General features: G+C 51.8%; 15 protein-coding genes and 1 pseudogene. 7 read left to right on the top strand and 9 right to left on the bottom strand.

The annotated features are described in order from the left end of the window. Positions 1-89: 89 nt before the first annotated feature. From EAO80_RS19820 to EAO80_RS13450, 4 genes and pseudogenes are all read right to left on the bottom strand, one after another. Positions 90-266 carry a hypothetical protein gene (locus tag EAO80_RS19820; RefSeq protein ID WP_162994009.1) on the bottom strand — a complete coding sequence of 59 codons (177 nt, stop codon included), beginning with the start codon at positions 264-266 and terminating at the stop codon, positions 90-92. A gap of 84 nt (positions 267-350) precedes the next feature. Next, positions 351-947: pseudogene (locus EAO80_RS13440) on the bottom strand (M20/M25/M40 family metallo-hydrolase); the annotation flags it as partial. Next, entirely contained in the window at positions 943-1,293 is a 351-nt protein-coding gene (locus tag EAO80_RS20825; protein ID WP_122090391.1) for a type II toxin-antitoxin system PemK/MazF family toxin, read from the bottom strand. The pseudogene EAO80_RS13440 and the gene EAO80_RS20825, both read right to left, overlap by 5 nt. Next, a complete protein-coding gene (locus tag EAO80_RS13450) occupies positions 1,290-1,676 on the bottom strand; it encodes a MarR family transcriptional regulator (RefSeq protein ID WP_122090392.1) in 387 nt (128 codons plus the stop codon). Before EAO80_RS13450 ends, EAO80_RS20825 begins: the two co-directional genes overlap by 4 nt. 605 nt (positions 1,677-2,281) lie before the next feature. Here EAO80_RS13450 and EAO80_RS13455 point away from each other — a divergent pair. The 4 genes from EAO80_RS13455 to EAO80_RS13470 all read left to right on the top strand — a co-directional run bounded on the left by EAO80_RS13455 (position 2,282) and on the right by EAO80_RS13470 (position 7,288). After that, a complete protein-coding gene (locus tag EAO80_RS13455; protein ID WP_122090393.1) occupies positions 2,282-3,214 on the top strand; it encodes a poly-gamma-glutamate hydrolase family protein in 933 nt (310 codons plus the stop codon). 258 nt (positions 3,215-3,472) lie between these two features. Beyond that, a complete protein-coding gene (locus EAO80_RS13460; protein WP_122090394.1) occupies positions 3,473-4,633 on the top strand; it encodes a poly-gamma-glutamate biosynthesis protein PgsC/CapC in 1,161 nt (386 codons plus the stop codon). Between the two features lies 1 nt (position 4,634). Then, entirely contained in the window at positions 4,635-5,948 is a 1,314-nt protein-coding gene (locus EAO80_RS13465) for a Mur ligase family protein (protein WP_122090395.1), read from the top strand. Between the two features lie 566 nt (positions 5,949-6,514). Further along, positions 6,515-7,288 (top strand): poly-gamma-glutamate hydrolase family protein, encoded by a 774-nt coding sequence (locus EAO80_RS13470; protein WP_211330713.1) that lies wholly within the window; start codon positions 6,515-6,517, stop codon positions 7,286-7,288. A gap of 54 nt (positions 7,289-7,342) precedes the next feature. On the opposite strand, the gene EAO80_RS13475 is transcribed toward EAO80_RS13470, so the two are convergent. Beyond that, the gene (locus EAO80_RS13475) at positions 7,343-9,538 is read right to left on the bottom strand and encodes a CapA family protein (RefSeq protein ID WP_122090397.1); all 2,196 of its coding nucleotides are present in this window, start codon (positions 9,536-9,538) and stop codon (positions 7,343-7,345) included. A gap of 259 nt (positions 9,539-9,797) precedes the next feature. On the opposite strand from EAO80_RS13475, the gene EAO80_RS20060 reads away from it, so the two are divergent. After that, complete coding sequence (locus EAO80_RS20060) at positions 9,798-10,061, top strand: hypothetical protein (protein ID WP_211330714.1); 264 nt, start codon at positions 9,798-9,800, stop codon at positions 10,059-10,061. Positions 10,062-10,233: 172 nt separating this feature from the next. Here the strand turns inward: EAO80_RS20060 and EAO80_RS13480 are convergent, their stop codons facing one another. From EAO80_RS13480 to EAO80_RS19825, 3 genes are all read right to left on the bottom strand, one after another. Continuing rightward, complete coding sequence (locus tag EAO80_RS13480; RefSeq protein ID WP_122090398.1) at positions 10,234-10,947, bottom strand: hypothetical protein; 714 nt, start codon at positions 10,945-10,947, stop codon at positions 10,234-10,236. 175 nt (positions 10,948-11,122) lie between these two features. Beyond that, complete coding sequence (locus EAO80_RS13490) at positions 11,123-11,890, bottom strand: hypothetical protein (protein ID WP_122090399.1); 768 nt, start codon at positions 11,888-11,890, stop codon at positions 11,123-11,125. After that, positions 11,884-12,090, bottom strand: coding sequence for a hypothetical protein (locus EAO80_RS19825; protein WP_162994010.1), 207 nt, complete (start codon positions 12,088-12,090; stop codon positions 11,884-11,886). Before EAO80_RS19825 ends, EAO80_RS13490 begins: the two co-directional genes overlap by 7 nt. A gap of 148 nt (positions 12,091-12,238) precedes the next feature. Between EAO80_RS19825 and EAO80_RS13495 the strand changes: the two genes are divergently transcribed. Next, entirely contained in the window at positions 12,239-12,475 is a 237-nt protein-coding gene (locus tag EAO80_RS13495) for a hypothetical protein (protein ID WP_211330715.1), read from the top strand. A gap of 125 nt (positions 12,476-12,600) precedes the next feature. On the opposite strand, the gene EAO80_RS13500 is transcribed toward EAO80_RS13495, so the two are convergent. Continuing rightward, positions 12,601-14,724 carry an Eco57I restriction-modification methylase domain-containing protein gene (locus EAO80_RS13500; protein ID WP_122090401.1) on the bottom strand — a complete coding sequence of 708 codons (2,124 nt, stop codon included), beginning with the start codon at positions 14,722-14,724 and terminating at the stop codon, positions 12,601-12,603. Positions 14,725-14,918: 194 nt separating this feature from the next. On the opposite strand from EAO80_RS13500, the gene EAO80_RS13505 reads away from it, so the two are divergent. Then, positions 14,919-15,575: an HNH endonuclease signature motif containing protein gene (locus EAO80_RS13505; protein ID WP_122090402.1), complete on the top strand. Its 657-nt coding sequence runs from the start codon at positions 14,919-14,921 to the stop codon at positions 15,573-15,575. The last annotated feature ends 32 nt before the right edge of the window (positions 15,576-15,607 follow it).

A 15,607-nucleotide genomic window follows, 5' to 3' on the forward strand; every position in this document is an offset into this window, starting at 1 on the left:
TCGACGTCGTCCTTCCCGAGTTTTGCGAGGAAGTCCATGACATGAGCCACAGTTTAGGTGGGAGGCTTCGACCCTTCCGCGGAGTGATGCTACGTGATCGTTTGGCTATCGAGTACGAGCCCAGCAGGTGCCTTCTCGGCGTAGTCCTTCACGTCCTGTGCGATGAATCGAGCGCGTTTCTGGTTGGTGGTGAGTTCGCGATCGGAGACGTACTCGGGAAGCGTACAGATCCGTTCTAACGTGGTCTGTAGTAGGTCAATAGCCACTAATCGGTCCAGTAGTCGATTACTTTCACATTCTTGATCCCGTCGCGTTCAAATAGTTGCGACTCTCATAGAGCATCCTGTCACTTACACGTCAGAAAGGCGTTTGATCGTATTGACGACTATATTGACTCCGATCTCAAGCGACTCTTCATCGATATCGAATCGCGAGGTGTGGTGTCCGGACGGATTGCTGGCGCCGATTCCAAGATAGGTCGCCTGTCCACCGTCGGATTGAACGCGTTTGATGAGATAGGACGCATCCTCGCTAGCGCCGAAGTCCTCTCGGTCAGTTACGGTCGTGACAGCATCAGTTGATTGAGCGGCGTCAGCAACCGTTGTGACGAGCTGATCATCGGCGGTAAAGGTCGTCGTCTTCCCATACAGGCTCGTCGTATAGTCAACGCCATGCATTCCGGCAGCGTGTTCGATGATACGGTCGACAGAAGCAAGCATATAGTCATTTAGATTAGCGGTTTCACCGCGTACTTCGACGCGCATCAAAGCATGGTCAGAGATGACGTTTTGTGCGTTTGGTGAGTGAACTTGCCCAACATTGATTCGCGTTACACTGTCTCCGTGGCGCGGAATCGCATAGAGATTCTGAATAGCGGTCGCCGCCGCTTGGAGTGCATTCCATCCTTCATGTGGTGCTTTGCCGGCGTGTGCTGATGACGCGCTATAGATGTCTGGTGAGCGTTTCCCGAGCACGATCCGTAAGAGCTGTTGAGAGGCGTCCTTGCCAATGGTCGAGATCATCTTGCGCAAGTGACTGAACACCCCAGGGGACGATCCGACTAGAGCGAGGTGTTCCACCGCGAATCCAGGCCATATCGGGGATCTCGATCAATCCATCTAACCACGATCGTGTCGTGAGAGTCAGTGCAATATACTGCTCACCGTAGAACGGTTTACCCTCATGATTCGACAGAATGAGCCAGGGGCGAGCCGTTTCTGATCCTTTGAATGGGTCGGCCCCATAGACGACGTCGCCCGGCTCATAGAGAGGGGATGAGGGTGACTCAGTCACGAGGAGTCGGTATTGTTGTCTGACTGGAGGCTTGGATGTGGTTCGGCCGGTGCGTGTGCTTCCCAGTCGTCTGTTGCTTCTGCTCCGAGTTGGTCGTTGAACAATTGGGTTGCACGCTCATAGCCCGCTGAATGCTGTAATCGCTCTGTGTCGTTTGTCAGTGCCCAGTAGGCGGACTTGTGTTCGACGAGCTCTCGGGATTTCAGACGAGTCAGCGCTGTGCTTACTGTATCCGGTTCGAGATCGAGCTGTCGAGCGATCTCTGTGGCCTTGAACGCTCGATCTCGGTGAGCAGTAAGGAAGGCGAGAACTTGGTCTGGAACCGAGACGTCTCTCAGCTCGTCCTCAGTCGCCCGCTCGAACGTCTCGCGGTCGATCGACATTGCTGTTCTCTCTATTGATAGTCGTTGAATCGATATGAACGTTCGGACTGTAGGTGTCGATGGCTTCGAAAGTGTTGATGGGAATCGATTGCTAGACGGCCTTGTGCAACTTTCGATCATACGAAGAGGATTCATTGCACAAGGCAGTGTCTGACTGATTACACCGTGGTGTGATATACTTCCGAAGGCAGAACCAACAAAATCGTTTCGACCTCCGCCACTACTACTACACCAGGGTAAGGCTGCTCGGAGTTGTGACTAGGAGAGGAGGGCTTATCCGGGGTAGTTGGTTCGAACTATGCGCCTTCCTCTTGGTCCGTTGTTAGGACATCACGCTCTCTGCGGGGGGTTGCTCGATATCCCGATCACAACGATCGTGGTAGCGCATAGTCGCCTTTGACCTATGAAGGTATGATTTCTTCCTACAGCCTTCGTCTACTTGATTCCGCCCTTTTAGAACTTCTTTGAGCAGTTTGAGAAGAGATGTCTTACCTCGTTCGTTTGGGAAAGCCAGCATTATAATATATATGTTGTAAATAATTTTATGTATTCTAATAGTGATATTCTAAGTGGCTAATAAGAATACGATCTCACGGCGGCAGGTGATGAAAGCAGTAGGAGGAGGAATAGGTCTCACAGTTGGTTCGAATGCTTTTGCAACTAGAGCAAAGGCAGTAGACTCTGTTACAGTACGCCAGAACAACCGTGACTTGCGGGGTCAACAAGAACGCTGCATAATCAGCGAGGATCTCCATTCCGCGCTGAAGATACCAATAAATGGACAGATACGTGTCGGAGGACAGAATGATGAGACAAAATACGAATCCGGGTTGTATACAGTTACGGAGACCAATCTTGAATCGACTACAGTCGAGATGAGTAAAGACGGATTAGACCGGCTTGACTTTACGAACAATTCATCTGGATTTGTTGATCCGAATGCACCCCATCCAGAATATGAGACGAGAGAGATGGCGGACAAAAACGATGAATACGTCGAGATACTCGTTGATAATGAGGAGCAGTCAGACCTAGTTGCGTGTGCACCTCATGGGGGCTGGATCGAATACCGAACTGATGCGCAATCAGCATACGTTGCTACTGCATTAGACGTAACTGAATGGTCATGTGCAGGTTACAACAGTGGAGGAGGAGCGTATGACCGATGGCACATTACGTCAACAGCGATTGATAGACGGTCGTTCCCGAAGCTAGACAGTATTGGCGATCGAGAATTTACGCACGCAGTGAGTTTCCATGGGTTTTCCCGCTCAGGAGTCGTGATTGGTGGTAATGCGGACAATGATCTCAAGAAGAGAATGCGTGATGAAATAGACTCACTGACTAATGGGAAGTATGATATCACTCTTGCTGATAGTGATAGTCCTTACTCGGGTACTTCCTCCGAGAACTTCGTCAATTGGCTCACTAAAGACGGAGATGGAATCCAAATAGAACAAGGGTGGGAGGCACGGACCACCGATTGGAAAACAATTGCGACAGCAGTTGTCAAAGTATATAGAGATCGGGTCCTGTAACGACCTAGTTCAAATATAATATTGTAGTATTTTCGCCGCAAAAATATTTTTAGATGAATTTCTACGCGTGTTATTACTTACCATCTGACTAGCTGTGGTGTTATCCAACCTACATTCAGTGATAGAAACCCCGGTGACTAAGGGAACTCAAAGAGTAGGAATCCAATACGATGTTTAAGGGGAAGGGAACATGATTAGTGGCAATGGGCCAATGTATTATTTCAGACCAAGCGTACCATCTCGCAGGGCGACAACAGAATGATCGCTGCGGTTGCAATTACAATTCTTGGACTACTGCTTGGAATCGGGATTGTACAGCGAACTGGACTACGTGTAGGGGGTGTTATTGTAGTTCCACTGTTAGCTGTTTACTCGCTCTATACGATTGCAGCATTACCAGTGTTTATTCTCAGTACGTTAGTAGCGTATATTGGCGTTGGGCTAATCCGTAGTCGGACATTGATTCATGGGCGACAACTACTCCTGGCCAGTCTAGGGGTCGGAGTTACTGTCCCATTGGTTGCAACAGTCATTTTTGAGATCTGGCCGCTCTTCGATAGTCTTGCTGAAATAGCCTTTATTGGGACAATTCTTCCTGGGATTGCAGCCTATAATTTCCACAAAATCGGTACAGAAGATCGTCTCACTGATATCGCGGTCAGCTTCGGTGTTCTCGGAGGCCTGATGATCTTTGGTGCAGCCCTTGTCAATCCGACGCTCGCAACATCAGTGAGTCCTGGACTGACATCAATTCTATTCACACCCAGCTCCGATATTGCTCAGTTCAACGGGGCTGTTCGGGGTGCGGTTGCCTCAGCAACCTTCTTGCCTCGGGAGCCAACCGTTCTTTTGCTGTTAGCGGGGTTGATTGCTTCCGAGAGTGCCCATTCACGGTGGGGTGTTCGAACTGGTGGTCTGATCGCTGTTCCACTATTGGTTGTGCTGGCATTGACCAACGTGTGGACAATCCCAGTATATCTCGGTGGACTTGTGGTTGTCTATGGTGCGATCAATCTAATTCATCGACAGACACTCTTGTATGGCCGTGTGCTCCTTAGCCTCGGACTTGTTGTATCAATGCTCTACGTCAGTGTTGTTGCGGCTGTACTCAGTACTGTCACTGGATTTCTCCTGTATTTCACAGCGATTCTGGCAGGAGTGGGGGCCTACAATTATCACATGGTCGCACCGGCTGAGCGTCTCGAATCGGCTGCACTCGCAGCAGGATTGTTCAGTGCATTAATCGCGATCACTCGTGCACTTGTCGAACCGACTGAGGTTGGCGCGCTTGCAACGGTTTCCTCGATCCATATAGCGGTCCTTGGAGGGAGCGTTATCGGGGCTTGCTATGCAATGTATCGACTCGAACAACGACGCCGTCCGGTTGCACGGCACCATAGCCGAGGGGTGAACATTTGAGATGGCATCTAGAAACCTCAATCAATCCGAATCAACCACCGAACCGCTCCGACAGCGAATCGTGAATCTTATTGAAACCATTACGACGAGCTGCACTCGTGGACGCCACCACCAAAGCCGGCTTGATGAAATCGACCCGAAAATCGTTGTTTCAGGTACGAGAGGGAAATCCAGCCTCACACAGTGGCTCTACGAAATCCTCCAATCGCGTGATTACAATACGTTCGCGAAGATCACGGGCAACCGACCAGTCACGGAACATGGGGGAGAGACGTACGACATCAAACGAGGCAATCGTGTCACGTTATACGAGAACGAACGTGAACTTCGAAAGCATACCCCTGAGGACGCAATGGTCGTCGAGAATCAGGCGATCTCATCATACACGACCCGGATGGTCAATCAGTCGTTTACAGATGCTCGCGTCGTCGTTCTGAGCAACGTTCGAGAGGACCATCTTTCGACGCTTGGTAGTGACCGCTATCAGGTTGCTCGAGGACTCGTCCGTGCGATTCCAGCAGGAACGCATGTCGTAAATGCTGAACGGGATCTACATCTCCGATCGTATCTTGAAGAAGAAATCCATCGGCGTGGAGCGACCGTTTCGCATGTCACTGTCCCTGAAGAATACGAATCCATTCCGGGAATCGAATCGATTTATGCACTGAATCACGTGCTTGCGGCGATCGGTGAAGCGCCCCTCACAGAGGATTCATTGGAAGCATATCGTGATGAGATGCGTGTCGAATGGACGGACCTTCCAAACGGGAAAGTGTACAATGCTGCAGAGGTCAATGACGTGCAGTCGACCGAGATGGTCCGTCAGGCTCTCCTGGGTGAAAACGAGGCTACAGAGGAAACACCTGTTACACCGTTTCTCTACTTGCGGGGTGATAGACGTGGAAGGACGGTTTCGTTCTTGCACTATCTCAACGAGCTCTACGAGGAGAACGAGCGTGCATTCGAGACGGTGCATGTTGGTGGCGAGACGACTGAGGTATTCAAACGAAAAGCCCAGTTCCCGGTTGAGATCCACAATACCGATGTTGAGAGTGCTGGAGAAGTATTGGATGCGCTGCTTGAGACTGGATATCCCGCATTTCTGATGGGCAATACAGTCGCGGAATTCATGCGCGAGTTCGAAACTGAGATCGACCGTCGCGAGAGTATTACCCAACTCGATGTTCAGTCCCAACAGACGGTTGGAGATACGGCCACCACTATCACTGATGGTGGGTATCCTAGAGAGGAGCTTCCGGGACCTCCAGTACCATCTCCCCAAGCCGAGAACAAATCTGATCCCGACGGAGAGTGATGGTATCTACCCTCGGAAGGACCACCGTCTCGGAGACGGTCCGTGAGAGATCGGCATATATCCCCCCAATAAGGGGTTGTCTCCGGTAACAGTGAGTGGGTGCGATCTGAGAGGGATTCCGCCCCCTCACTAGCCCGTTTTACGCAGAGAGGGTGCTGTGCGATGGGGCTCTCTTGAAGACGGGATCGAATCGAGCGAGCAAACGAAACAGTCACATAACGCATATAATGGCAAAAGATACGACCAATTCAAAGCAGTCACGACGCGGATTCCTCGGGGGGTTAGTTGCAACACCCGTTTTACTGGGTGGGGCAGTCAATGCCTACGAATCCTCCGCTCGTGACGAATCAGTACAGTCAGTCAACTCTCGAGCGATCGATCGATCGGGTAGTCAGACAAGCGCGACACTTGGCTATCCGATTGATGACGAACAGTTCAATACAGAGACGTTCACATACGTCTCCGCTGATAGCGACCTGCTCGGTGAGGTCGGTCGAACGATTGGTGAACAAATCCGCCTTCGACGTACCGACGAGGACACGAAAAACGAGTACGCCGTCTATACGGTGCGTGAAGAGAAAAACGAAGGCGAGCAACTTGTTCGATCGAACGATGCCGGACGTGCCCGGCTCGACATCGCAAATACCTCGTGGGTCCAGACGGGTGATCGTCGGTTGTTCTGCCCGCGTCCACAGCAAGATGCACCGATCAACGACGAGGACGAGACGGCCATCGAAGTCGATCCGATGGTCGTCCATCCTGAGCTCGACGAGAGTGAGGCACGCGAGCAAAACGAATATATCGAATTCGGTGATCAAGCCGGTTCGAATGCGATCATCCTTGCACCACACGGTGGAGACGTTCAACCTGAGACGGATCGTCAGGCCGAACACGTCTCGAGTCTCCTTGGTGAGGGCGTCTCCCTATGGGGGACCAAGGGCTATCGAAAGGGTGGCGGTGCATTCATCCGCTGGTACGTGCCGTCCTACAACATGTCGTATACCTCGTACCCGTTCCTTGCCGAGATGGCAGAGACGGAGTACGAATACGCTGTCGCGTTCCATGGAACCTGTACCCAGAACGTCCAAATCGGTGGACAGGCACCGGAAAGCTTCCGGGTAGAAATCCGCGACGCAATAAACAGCGTTCTCGAAGAAAAGGATGCACAGCAGCGTGCAGTCCTTGGAACCGGAGAGCATCGTGTTGATGGCGATAATACGCTCGCCAACCGTCTTGCAACTCGGTGTGGCGTCTGGATTGGCCAGGACGAAACAACGCGTGCGGAACACGGTGAGGAAGTTGCTACGGCAGTTGCGGATGTCCTTGACTCGCGTGTCTGAGGACAAGATCTTCCTCCACTCGGTACTCGAACGGAGTTAGTTTCACTCCGTTTTTTATTCGCTGCTTGAATCCGGATTGCTCGTTTCTTCGGCAAGTGGCGACCAACTGATTTCCTGATTAGATTCGACCGAGGGCTGATTGGCCTTGAGGTCAGCTGTTATTTCTCCGTCCAGATAGAGGTGATCGTACTGATGGCCACCGGAAATAGAAGGGTCAGCCCACTCAATCAGTCGAATATCGTCGAGGAGGACTTCACGAACGCCGCCTTCTTCCGGTGGCTCCAAGAAGAAGAACATATCAATGAATTCGGCGTTTGTTGGCGGATCGAGATGCCAGACGAGTCGGTGCCACTCTCCAGTGCTCGAATCCGGTTCGAGTGATTCAGTTGTAAAGGAATTACCCCGGCTCTCACCATACCAGGAAACGAGAATTTCGAAGTTCGCGTTCTCGGAATACTGATAGAGTAGATTGAGTGTATACCCCTGTTCATTCTCCAGAACCGGGAGGCGGTATCGGGGAGACAAGAGTGCTCGATCCTCATTACCCTCATGACGAGTTAACCGGGCACCAGCATGGCCGTTGTGACCGGTATTTGGCGTTATTGTGGGGTCTGATTCCCGCCCATAACGCCACAGGGGACCTTCAAAACGTTGTCCGTCGATAGTTGTGTCCTCAAAATCACCCGTAAGAAGGCGATCACGACCGAGTTGAGCGTCTCCACTCGATATTGACATTTCTTCGATCCAACCCTGCTCCTGAGTATAGATTGCTTCGGTCCCCTCGAACGACCGCTGTTCCTGGTTAGTACTGGGAGTCTCGTCAGAGACGTGGGCTGGACCTGTCGTCCATAGTTGATGCTCGGATAGACCTACAGTGTCTGGAGAATGACCGGCGGTAGTTTGGAGAACGTGATCTCGCGGACGTCCGATAATACCTTTCGGGAGATAGCCCTCCAGAAGGAGGGGTTCGATCGATGTCTCGACGACACCATCTGCAGTCACGTGAGCAGTAAAGACATAGGAGTCAAGCGTTTCCCAGAGTTCTTGATCAAAGACGAAGTTACCTACGCTCCATGCGATTGTCCCATCCTCATATGGTTCGATTCCACCGGTTACGTGAGGATGGTGATTAACGACTAAATCAGCGCCAGCCTCAATTGCTTCTTCGCTTAGTGTTCGGATTCGCTCATCGGGATCGCGTACATACTCATCGCCACCGTGGATCTGGACAACGACGGCATCAGCGTTCTCCGTTGCTTGTTGAACGGCTGTTTGAAGACGATCGGTCGTTGGCTCTGCAACACCAACCGAAGCAGGAATTGTCCGTTGTTCACCGTTGTGTTCGAAACGGTGTCGACTCTTCTCACTCTGGTCAGCCGACCAATCGATGTCAACGCTCTCACCAACGATCGTTGTGCAAGAAATATAGGCGACTGTTAGTCCATTCTCTTCGATGTAGGCCGGCTCCCATGCCTCGTCACTAGAGAATCCCGCACCGGAATAGGCAATGTCGTGCTCATCAAGCGAATCGATTGTATCTTCTAATCCGATATCAAGGGCGTCAAAAACGTGGTTATTGCCGAGTGCAGTGTATTCGACACCCGCTTCAGCAAGTACTTGGGCTGCAACGGGATGACTGACGTACGAGAATGTCTTCTCAGGATGACGAAGGTCAGTAGTCGTGAGCGGTGTCTCGAGATTGATCGAGGTAATATCGCCTGCTGCCAAAAAGGGTTGGATCCCCTGCAGTATTTCACGGTGGTCTTCAAGCCGTGTTTCAGGGTTAATCTGATAGCGAGGGGAGAGTGAATCGTGGTTTGGCTCGTAGAATCGCCGCCCAAACATCACATCGCCGGCGAATTGGAGCGAGACTGCTCCTTCTCGTTCAGTCACTGTCTGGGTAACTGTCTCTCCAGGACCGACAGCCTGCATTTCAGTTAGATACTCCTCGTGCTCAATTCGGAGCCACACTGGTCGCCGAAGGTCAATCGAGAAAGATCCATCTTGATCGGTCGTCGTGTCTGCAATAGTGGTATCCCCCTCCCGAATTGCTGTAATGGTTGCGTCGGTAATCGGATCGCCGCCTTGTGTGATAACGGTACCACTTACCGGATTTGAATCCGGGAGTGACTCCTCGGAGTCAGCACCTCTATCGGTTAATCCAAGATCTGATACGCAGCCTGCTGTGCTAGCGAAAAGACCAGTCCCTAGTCCCCCCAAAACAGCCCTCCGATTAAACCCACTACCCATAGCGCTAATCTGGAGAAGGAAATTCAAGACAGTTCGCTTCTATGATCTCTTTGCTAGTGATTCTGTAGTTGAGTGTCGAATAGACCCAATCAGACGGCCTCCGTTCGTCTCATGTACTGCGTTATATTATAACTAGGATATCAAATGATAAAGGAGTGAGTTTAGTGGCTACAAACCTACGTTCTTCTTATATTTAGTAAATTCTAGTATTTCTGTTTCTTGGTAAAGCATATGTGTGGTTAGCGTAAATTCACTACCAATGAAATGGTTGCAGGAGTGGTTACCCTCTGTTTCGTTTGAAAATGTACGCGCGCGGAATTTCGAACGCTGTGTAGAGCAAGGGGCAGGAACACGGATTATCGATCGAAAATCAACTGCCACTGGACAACGGGTAACAGTCCGCCTTGCCCCGGATTCGTCGATCAATCAAGATCTCCTGCAACTCATCAACACATCGAGTGTCGAGATGACCGGTATCTCTACTGAAGAGGGCTCAACCTATCTTAAGGTTGAGATAGACTAACTATCTAATCACACCGTGGTGTGATATGGTTCCGAAAATAGAATCGACGAAACCGTTTTTCCTCCCTCTACTACTCCTATAACGGGAGGAGGCTGCTCGGAGTTGGAACTAGGACGGGACGGCTTGCCCGGGGTAGTTGTCGTCAGCTATGCGCCTTATTGTTGTCCCGTTGTCAGGACATCACGCCTCCTGCGGGGGGTTGCTCAATATCCTGGTCACAACGATCGTGATAGCGGTCGGCCGCTTCTTCGTCGACCACGACGAGCTTCTTCCCGCGACGCTTGGTTTGCTCAACGTCGTCTTTCCCCAGCTTCTCGAGGAAGTTCATGACACGGGCCACAGTTTGCGTGTGAGGCTTCGATCCTTCGGCGGCAGTGATGACCTTCGCGATCGTCTGGCTATCGAGCACGAGTCCAGCAGGCGCCTTCTCAGCGTAATCCGTCACGTCCCGTGCGATAAAGCGAGCGCGTTTCTGGTTGGTCGTGAGCTCGCGATCGGTGACGTGCTCGGGAAGCGTACAGATGCGTTCTAACGGTGTCTCGGTGGTCGTGGTCTGGGAGTCGGTCTCCTCGACGTCGACGGTAGTGGTCGCGTCGGGCGTTTCCTGGAGCGTTGTCTCTAACTCTTTGGTCTGGTCTTCGACGTCGGTGATCCGGCCGCGAACGTCCGCGAACTCCGAACCGGCAAAGCGCTTGTACTCGGTGAGCTCTGCTTCAAGCTCCTCGATCCGGTCGTCCTTGCGTTCGAGTTGGCCCTCGAGTTCTGCAACGCGATCAGTGAGCGCCTCGAGCTGTTCACAGACCGACGCAAGCGTTGACTCTTCGGTCTCGGTCGCGGGCTGGTCGGTGGCGGTACTGTCGGTACTCGTGGATGTGGGTTCAGTCATCGGAAACGTGGTGTGTCGCGGGTGAGACGATCGGGCCCGTCTCATGGCTAACAAGCGATTCGACGGCGTAGCTGCGTGGCGTCACTACACTCAAGGTATGGGGTGTTACAGGCGGGGCTCTCGATGGGCGTGCAGCGCTGGCGCTGTGCGAAAGCCCGCCCATTGCTGGTACGGGTTACTCCTGGCGCTGGTGGAGCTGGGTGCGAACGCCCGTGCGTGTGGCCGGACTCGTGGCGCGTTGGGTCTGGGTGTCCGTGTCGGTGATCGCCGGATCGCCGTCGGGGTCGGTCTGCTCGGCGGCGTCGGTCGGATCACCCGTACAGGCCCGGACGTGTTGGGGCCAGGCGCTCATCCCAACCGGCACGTTACAGTGGGGACAGGGCTTGGTGGCCTGTTCGCCCTGGCGGGCGATCTGGCAGTTCTCGCACTTGCGGGCCGTGCTCGCCTCGGCTTGGGCGAGTGGAACTGGCGTGTACTGGGCGTTCGTCTCACAATTACACAGCGGCTGGCCCTCGCCGTCGTCGATATGATAGACCGCGCTTGCGGGGTTCTGCGTGTGGGTGTCTCGAAGGAGTGCCGTCGGGGGGTCTTCGTCGTGGGTTTCGGCACTGCCCTGGCTCGGGGCGCTTGCATCGAGTGTCGTGATTTCGCCGAGTGTCTGGAACTCACTTTGGGTGCGAACGTCCAGCGTTCGGGTGAGTTGAGACTGGAGGAGGTGTTCGCTTAGTCCCAGGGTTGGGTTGGTGAGTTCCTCGGGGGTGCACTCGCGACAGTAGCAGCGTTCGATGGCGAACGTGGGGGCGTCTTCTTGTCGGGCGGCGTAGATCGTGACCTGTTCGCCTTCACGCAGGGTTCGGCTGCAGGCGGTGCACTCGGGGTTGGTTTTCGAGAGTCGCGCGCCGGCGAACAGTTGGGTACTGTCGGTGGGGATTTCGGTCAGCATCGGTCGGCCACCTCACAGTCCGCGGCGTGGAAGGCCTCGCGGTGGAGGTCCTGCTCGCGAATGGATTCTCGGTCGCAAGACTCGCAGCGCCAGTAGGTGGTGGCGTTCGCGACCGTTGGGGGTTCGCGGTGGGGACCGGTGATTCGGTTCGCTTGTTCGGAGGCGATACTGTTTTCTGGGGTAGAGTTGCTAGTGCTCATTGCTGGTTCTCCAGCACGAGAGGTCGGTGGCATCAACACCGGCCTCAGAGACCTTCTGAGGCAGCTCGTGCTCAATCAAATATACTGGCTGTAGCCACTTAACCCTTAGGTACTAAGGTTTAATATCTACTCCATATACCCTTTAGAGATGAGCCAGATAACTATTATCCGAGATCGAATGCTGAATGAAGATGATCTTGGGCCAGCAGATGAAGCGTTACTCGATATGTTAAATGAAGGACGAATTACGGCTCCGTATGCCGCTGATGAAACGGGTTATAACCTTCAGTACGTCCGTGATAGACTTGGCCGATTGGTTGAGCATGGAAACGTACGCAAGGTGTATGAGGGATTATACGAACTCACCAAAGACCCGAGGTCATAATCTACTAAGAGAATTTTCAAACGGATATGGCATACTCCGGACGGTCTAGGCATAATAAATATCTAAAAGTCCAGTATAGGATCGGTACTTGAGAAATTAAACGAGGATCTTCATAATTAACCTAATCAGTATACTCGGAATGTGTCTAGATATTCTTCAATCACTCTCTGCTCCTCGAGTGTAATATCGAACATATTATACACTATCTCATTTATCTGCTCTTCCAAATCATTAAGATCGGTTTCAGAGACGATCGTTTCATCTAATTGCCGAGCCTTTAGCAGTGTATCAACCCCATTGTCACTACGCGGAATCGGAATTGTCGTCGTTTCTCCGCTTTTAACGTTTCGCCCATTAACAGCTTCGCATACGTATGTCGCTCGGCGTTTCCTCATATCTGGATCGGCAGTGTGCATTGCCGCGTCAGCAATCACGTCTGAACGGCCAGCCTGCACCGTGAATCCACTATTGGCTTCATTGACCTCAGCGTTCACAGGATACCGGCGTGTCTGCCATTCGTATGTAATGTACTCTAACTCACCATCATACTCACCGAGGTATGCCTCAGGAAATCGCTCGATTTTACTGCTTGTATCTAACGCTGCCGTAATTGTTGAGATAAGATTCTGGATCTGGGTACGACAGTCATCATCACCCCAGGAAATTGGAAGCGGAGTCAGATAGTTTGTTGTGGATTTGTAATATCCATCTACCTTCAACGTTGTATAATGTTTGAGATAGAAATCTAACGCATTCGAGTTTAGCAGCGCGGCGAATATCTCGGTTCGATCCCTAAATTCGTCTTTGAGCTGGACACCGTATGCAGACTTGAAGTACCACGTCCCGACGTTGTCGACCATAAACGTCGCTTCTGCTGCAATTTCAGGGCAGATAAGTTTTGGATCTTCGAACCTCGTCAAATTCTGTGGGCGGCCAAACCCGTACCAATCATCCCGGTCTTTAAATCGGCCACCATCACGACCCTCTAAGATGTCTCGATGTTCCGTCAGGTATGTCCATGTTAACGGGAGATCATTCTCTAACTGTTCTTGGCTGATGATATTTGATGTGAGGCGGCCATCAGAATTGCGTTCAATAGTATATGGTACAATAGCGTGCTCCCCGGACCAGTCCCCACGCCATCGATTGATGTCGCGGCCTTGCAACCACGGGCGCAGTGTCGTCGTCTCAATTTCGTACTCCTGTTCCTCTCCTTTCGGAACAACTGTTACCGTTCCATTAGTGTCATCAGCACCAATCCGATCAGCATCAACTGGTGTGACGAGGAATACATTGTTCGCGCTAGTTTGTGTCCCAACAAATACCGAATCAGTCACATCACCTACAGTTCCATCACTCGCCACGTTCATCTTGTGAATAATATCCAGCTCTTCTGGCGGCATTAGCGACCAATACCCGTCGTCTAAGTCCCCCTGAGGATAGTCAAATACATCAATCAAATCATCTTTATATCCAGGATCATCTCGATGATTCCGGACTGCTTCAACAACTTCTGTGTCCAGATCACGGTTCGTCGGAGCTTTCGTATCAGCTTTTACTCGAACACACCGAATACTGTTGGTTTCACGTTCACTCGAATCCGATTCCTCTTCGAGGATAACGATAGCTGGATAGTTTTTCGCATCCGCAAACACACCAGAATCACGGAAATCATATACTTCTTCGATGCGGGCCTCATTGAGTAAGACACGCCGCAAACCCTCACCATAGTCTGTATTCATGAATTGGTTCGGGGTGATGAATCCCAGCTTCCCACTCCCCTCTTTCAGCCAGTCAAGCCCTCGCTCGTAGAATGGACAGTAGAGATCGTAGTTTCCCGTCGTCGATTCATAGAGCTGATCCAACATTGCCTTCTGCCCATCAGGGAGGTTCTGGATACGGACATAGGGCGGGTTCCCCACAACGTAGTCATACTCCATGTAATTCTTAACGACAAGCGCGAGGATCGTATCCTCAAACATCTTGAAAAGGCGCCCGTCGCCGTGCTCTTCCTCGAGATAACGGACCGTACTGAGGATATCATTGACGTACGGAACGAAGAACTCCTCGACACCATCGTACTCGCGTGTCGTGTAGCGGTTGATCCTCTGCGATAGCCCACCACCGTACTCCCACATGCCCTCGCTCATGTGGAATTTGACCACGTCCAGGACACCCTGTAGTGCCGCAAAATATTCCCCGAAATTCCGCACGTCGGAATTCAACCGTACCGTCTCGAAGAGTGGCATTCGTACTCGTTGAACACCGTCTTAGCCTGATAATGGACGCAATCGACTTGTCCTGAATAAAGGATCTTCTTCGACACACGTGGTTAGAGATGCGGCGGGATTGTTCTCATCTCACCGGGTAGGAATTGGAGTGCATACTTGACCGGGTGAGGGTTTAACCGGCATTGTGGGCTACTCTAAACCAGAGTTAGTACATGGAACCAGAAGATAAGTTCGGGAATGAGATCTACTCCAATATTTACGAGGAACTTTGCGAATATGGTGCTCGATTAAAACAGGTAGGGTATCAGGAGTCCCGTAACAAACCAAACCTCTTCTACTACGAGAAGACGCCTGGTATCATGTTCTTCATGGATATGCGTGGAACACAACAGGTGAAAATTTGGGAGGACACTCGACCCCTATTTTACTGGAATATCGATCTCACTATGCCGGATTGGGGCAGGCGATGTCTTCTCAAGCAAGAACGGGAGCGATTAATGAGTCATCAAGTTCCGCTACGCATCAGTTTCTACGCTGGCATGGGAAGTGGCTTCGCAGAAGCCGATAATTCGAAGGTGCCGGATCCATTTGGAGGACCCGACGGGTACTGCCGTACCTGCGGTGAGGACTTGAGTTCGAATGAGATGCTTTGTTCGGAAGACTGTGAGAGAGACCAGCACCCGAACCGATTCTGTGAATCCTGTAACGACCGGCTGGAGTGGGATCAACTCATTCGTCACCACGTCAGTTACTACCCCGAAGAGATAGTGAATGTGTGCCGGTCCTGTCACCGGAAAATCCATCTTGAGGACTCCTTCCATCCCGAGCTTACGCCACCACAGGAAGACATAGAACGCTTCTATGAGTGACTCGTTAACGGGTGCTACAGTGATTGAGCGAA

This window comes from Halalkalicoccus subterraneus (assembly GCF_003697815.1).
GTDB lineage: Archaea > Halobacteriota > Halobacteria > Halobacteriales > Halalkalicoccaceae > Halalkalicoccus > Halalkalicoccus subterraneus.

Bases quoted from the DNA above. Each gene is read 5' to 3' on its own strand.
- EAO80_RS13450 (WP_122090392.1), bottom strand. From the start codon at position 1,676: ATGTCGATCGACCGCGAGACGTTCGAGCGGGCGACTGAGGACGAGCTG.
- EAO80_RS13455 (WP_122090393.1), top strand. From the start codon at position 2,282: ATGAAAGCAGTAGGAGGAGGAATAGGTCTCACAGTTGGTTCGAATGCT.
- EAO80_RS13460 (WP_122090394.1), top strand. From the start codon at position 3,473: ATGATCGCTGCGGTTGCAATTACAATTCTTGGACTACTGCTTGGAATC.
- EAO80_RS13465 (WP_122090395.1), top strand. From the start codon at position 4,635: ATGGCATCTAGAAACCTCAATCAATCCGAATCAACCACCGAACCGCTC.
- EAO80_RS13475 (WP_122090397.1), bottom strand. From the start codon at position 9,538: ATGGGTAGTGGGTTTAATCGGAGGGCTGTTTTGGGGGGACTAGGGACT.
- EAO80_RS20060 (WP_211330714.1), top strand. From the start codon at position 9,798: ATGAAATGGTTGCAGGAGTGGTTACCCTCTGTTTCGTTTGAAAATGTA.
- EAO80_RS13480 (WP_122090398.1), bottom strand. From the start codon at position 10,947: ATGACTGAACCCACATCCACGAGTACCGACAGTACCGCCACCGACCAG.
- EAO80_RS13490 (WP_122090399.1), bottom strand. From the start codon at position 11,890: ATGCTGACCGAAATCCCCACCGACAGTACCCAACTGTTCGCCGGCGCG.
- EAO80_RS19825 (WP_162994010.1), bottom strand. From the start codon at position 12,090: ATGAGCACTAGCAACTCTACCCCAGAAAACAGTATCGCCTCCGAACAA.
- EAO80_RS13495 (WP_211330715.1), top strand. From the start codon at position 12,239: ATGAGCCAGATAACTATTATCCGAGATCGAATGCTGAATGAAGATGAT.
- EAO80_RS13500 (WP_122090401.1), bottom strand. From the start codon at position 14,724: ATGCCACTCTTCGAGACGGTACGGTTGAATTCCGACGTGCGGAATTTC.
- EAO80_RS13505 (WP_122090402.1), top strand. From the start codon at position 14,919: ATGGAACCAGAAGATAAGTTCGGGAATGAGATCTACTCCAATATTTAC.